Source organism: Pseudomonas sp. PB106 (assembly GCF_009764645.1).
Taxonomy (GTDB): Bacteria; Pseudomonadota; Gammaproteobacteria; order Pseudomonadales; family Pseudomonadaceae; genus Aquipseudomonas.
On the sequence record NZ_RWIM01000050.1, the window covers coordinates 1 to 4,101 of the forward strand.

Below are 4,101 nucleotides of genomic sequence, written 5' to 3' on the forward strand. Positions count from 1 at the left end.
CGATCTTTTGATCTTGTTTTTAAAGATCAAAAGATCGCAGCGTGCCGCAGCTCCTACAGGGGATTGGGTTTGGCTTGACTCTGGCGTTGCAAGCGGCCAACTTCACTTCTCACCGCCACCGCTAAAAAGCCCCCACCCATGTCCATGCCTTCCCTGTTGTCCCAGCACATCGTCCGCCGTCCGCAGCGTATCGCCCTGCTGCAACACATCGCCGAACAAGGCTCGATCACCCGCGCCGCGAAAAGCGCTGGCCTGAGCTACAAAGCGGCGTGGGATGCCATCGATGAGCTGAACAACCTTGCACAGAAACCGTTGGTCGAACGGGCCGTCGGTGGCAAGGGCGGCGGCGGTGCGAAACTGTCCAGCGAAGGCGAACGCGTTTTGCGTCTGTACCAGAAACTTCAGGCCTTGCAAGCGCAGGTGCTGGAAGCGGCAGAAGACGCCAGCGACCTCGATCTTCTCGGTCGTTTGATGCTCCGAACCAGCGCACGCAATCAGTTGCACGGCAAGGTCGTGGCGATTGAAAGTCAGGGCCGCAATGACCTGATCCGCCTCGAACTGGCGGAAGGCCTGCACCTCGATGCGCAAATCACCCACGACAGCACCGTGCACCTGGAACTGCAAACCGGCACCGAAGTTGTGGCGCTGATCAAGGCGGGCTGGCTCGAACTGCTGACCGTCGAGCAACCTGCAACGTCTGGTCACAATCTTCTCAAGGGCACCATCGAAGCTATTCTCGACGCCGAGGACGGCCCCAGCGAAGTGCGTATTACCCTGCCCAACGGCCATACCCTCTGTGCCTTGGCCGAGCCGCTGGACCTGCGCAACCGAGGGTTGACCGTCGAGCAAGCGGTGCAAGTGCAGTTCTCGCCGTCCAACGTGCTGATCGGCACGCCGCTGTAATCGAGGCCTGCAACAAAAGCGTCATCGCCTCCCTTTAAGGTTGCTGCCAAAACCATGCAGGGAGCCTGATGTGAGCCTATTAGAAGAAAACCAATCCACCGACCTGGAAAAAATGGTCGGCCTCAGCCGTCGCGGTTTCATTGGCGCCGGTGCGTTGTGCGGTGCAGCGATGTTCCTCGGCGGTAGCCTGTTGAGCCGCAGCGCGCTGGCGACCGGTGTCAGCGCCGGCCACAGCCGCTTGCTCGGCTTCGAGAGCATTCCCGCAGCGACCACCGACGTCATCACCCTGCCCAAAGGCTACAAGTCTTCGGTGCTGATCAGCTGGGGCCAGCCCCTGCAAAAGAACGGTCCGGCGTTCGATCCGAGTGGCAACGGCACCGCCGCCGCACAGGAAGTGCAGTTCGGCGACAACAACGACGGCATGAGCCTGTTTGCCTTCCCCGACGATCGCAACCGGGCGTTGATGGCGATCAACAACGAATACACCAACTACCGCTACCTCTACCCGCACGGCGGCATGCCGCAATCGGCCGAAGACGTGCGCAAGGCACTGGCATGCGAGGGCGTGTCGGTGATTGAAGTACAGCGCAAGAACGGTCAGTGGCAGTTCGTCCAGGGCTCGCGCTACAACCGCCGCATCCACGGCAACTCGCCGCTGCGCATCGGCGGCCCGGCGGCCGGTCACGAGTTGATGAAAACCGCTGCCGACAAGCAGGGCAAGAAAGTCCTCGGCACTTTCCAGAACTGCGCCAACGGGAAAACGCCGTGGGGCACCTACCTGACCTGCGAAGAAAACTTCACTGACTGCTTTGGCAGCAGCAATGCTCAGCAGCAGTTCGACCCTGCACAGAAGCGTTACGGCGTTTCGGCCGCCAGCCGCGAGATCAACTGGCACCCGTACGACCCGCGCTTCGATATGGCGAAGAACCCCAACGAGCTCAACCGTCACGGCTGGGTGGTCGAGATCGATCCGTTCGATCCGCAATCGACCCCGGTCAAACGCACGGCGCTGGGCCGCTTCAAACATGAAAACGCCGCGCTGGCCGAGACCGATGACGGCCGCGCGGTGGTGTACATGGGCGACGACGAGCGTGGCGAGTTCATCTACAAATTCGTCAGCCGCGACCGCATCAACCACCGCAACGCCAAGGCCAACCGCGACATTCTCGATCACGGCACCCTGTACGTGGCGAAATTCGACAATGGCGACAGCAACCCCGATCACCCGAAAGGCCAGGGCCAGTGGATCGAGTTGACCCACGGCAAGAACGGCATCGACGCCAGCAGCGGTTTTGCCGATCAGGCTGAAGTGCTGATCCATGCGCGCCTTGCCGCCAGTGTGGTTGGCGCCACGCGTATGGACCGCCCGGAATGGATCGTCGTCAGTCCCAAGGACGGCCAGGTTTATTGCACCCTGACCAACAACGCCAAACGCGGCGAAGACGGCCAACCCGTCGGTGGGCCGAACCCGCGCGAGAAGAACGTCTACGGGCAGATCCTGCGCTGGCGCACCGACCGCGACGATCACGCTTCGAAGACGTTTGCCTGGGATCTGTTTGTGGTTGCCGGTAATCCGGGTGTGCATGCCGGGACGCCGAAGGGCGGCTCGAAGAACATCACCCCGCAAAACATGTTCAACAGCCCGGATGGCTTGGGCTTCGACAAGGCCGGGCGCTTGTGGATTCTGACTGACGGCGATTCGAGCAACGCCGGCGACTTTGCCGGCATGGGCAATAACCAGATGCTTTGCGCCGATCCCAAGACCGGTGAAATTCGCCGGTTCATGGTCGGGCCGATTGGTTGCGAAGTGACGGGGATCAGCTTCTCGCCGGATCAAAAAACCCTGTTTGTCGGGATTCAGCATCCGGGGGAGAACGGCGGTTCGACGTTCCCTGAGCATTTGCCGAATGGCAAGCCACGCTCGTCGGTAATGGCGATTACCCGCGAAGACGGTGGGATCGTCGGCGCCTGATATGGACTCATCGCTGGCAAACCAGCTCCCACAAGGTCCTGCGCTATCTGCAAATCTGCGCAAAAACCTGTGGGAGCTGGCTTGCCAGCGATAGCGTCAGCCCAGACACCAACCCCCTAAGAGCCTGCCATCTGCGCTACCATGCTGGGCCGGACGCGGCAGCCTGCTGCGCGCAGGAGTCAGCATGGCCCACCCGTTTGAAACCCTCACACCCGACCTCGTCCTTGATGCCGTTGAAAGCATCGGGTTCCTGAGCGATGCGCGCATTCTGGCGCTCAACAGCTACGAGAACCGCGTCTATCAGGTCGGCATCGAAGACTCCGAACCGCTGATCGCCAAGTTCTATCGTCCGCAGCGCTGGACCAACGAAGCCATTCTCGAAGAGCACAAGTTCACCTTCGAACTGGCCGACGTCGAGATTCCGGTGGTCGCACCGCTGATCCACAACGGCGAAACCCTCCACGAACACGCCGGTTTTCGTTTCACCCTGTTTCCCCGTCGTGGTGGCCGGGCGCCGGAGCCGGGCAATCTTGATCAGCTGTATCGTCTCGGCCAGTTGCTCGGGCGGATTCACGCTGTGGGTGCGACCAAGCCTTTCGAGCACCGGGAAGCTCTTGCGGTGCAGAACTTCGGCCACGCCTCGTTGAACACCTTGCTCGAAGGCAACTTCATTCCGAAAAGCCTGCTGCCGGCCTACGAGTCTGTCGCCCGCGACCTGCTTAAACGCGTGGAAGATGCCTACGCCAACACGCCACACCAGAACATCCGCATGCACGGCGACTGCCACCCCGGCAACATGATGTGCCGCGACGAGATGTTCCACATTGTCGACCTCGACGACTGCCGCATGGGCCCGGCAGTGCAGGACATCTGGATGATGCTCGCCGGCGACCGTCAGGAATGCCTCGGCCAGCTGTCGGAGTTGATGGATGGCTACAACGAATTTCATGATTTTGACCCGCGCGAACTGGCGCTGATCGAACCCCTGCGCGCCCTGCGCCTGATGCACTACAGCGCCTGGCTGGCACGGCGCTGGGATGATCCGGCGTTCCCGCACAGCTTTCCGTGGTTCGGTACTGAGCGTTATTGGGGCGATCAGGTGTTGGCGTTGCGCGAGCAATTGTCCGCGCTCAATGAAGAGCCGCTGAAACTCTTCTGATCAAAGATCAAAAGATCGCAGCCTTCGGCAGCTCCTACCTTGGAATACATTCCCCTGTAGGAGCTGC

3 protein-coding genes are annotated in these 4,101 nt (G+C 61.0%); all 3 read left to right on the forward strand.

From position 1 onward, the window contains the following. The first annotated feature begins 138 nt into the window (after positions 1-138). The 3 genes from EJA71_RS06450 (at position 139) to EJA71_RS06460 (ending at position 4,034) form a co-directional block, all read left to right on the forward strand. A complete protein-coding gene (locus EJA71_RS06450; protein WP_158955277.1) occupies positions 139-903 on the forward strand; it encodes a TOBE domain-containing protein in 765 nt (254 codons plus the stop codon). A 70-nt stretch (positions 904-973) separates the two neighbouring features. After that, entirely contained in the window at positions 974-2,875 is a 1,902-nt protein-coding gene (locus tag EJA71_RS06455) for a PhoX family phosphatase (protein WP_158955279.1), read from the forward strand. A 184-nt stretch (positions 2,876-3,059) separates the two neighbouring features. Beyond that, entirely contained in the window at positions 3,060-4,034 is a 975-nt protein-coding gene (locus EJA71_RS06460; protein WP_016983182.1) for a serine/threonine protein kinase, read from the forward strand. Positions 4,035-4,101: the final 67 nt, after the last annotated feature.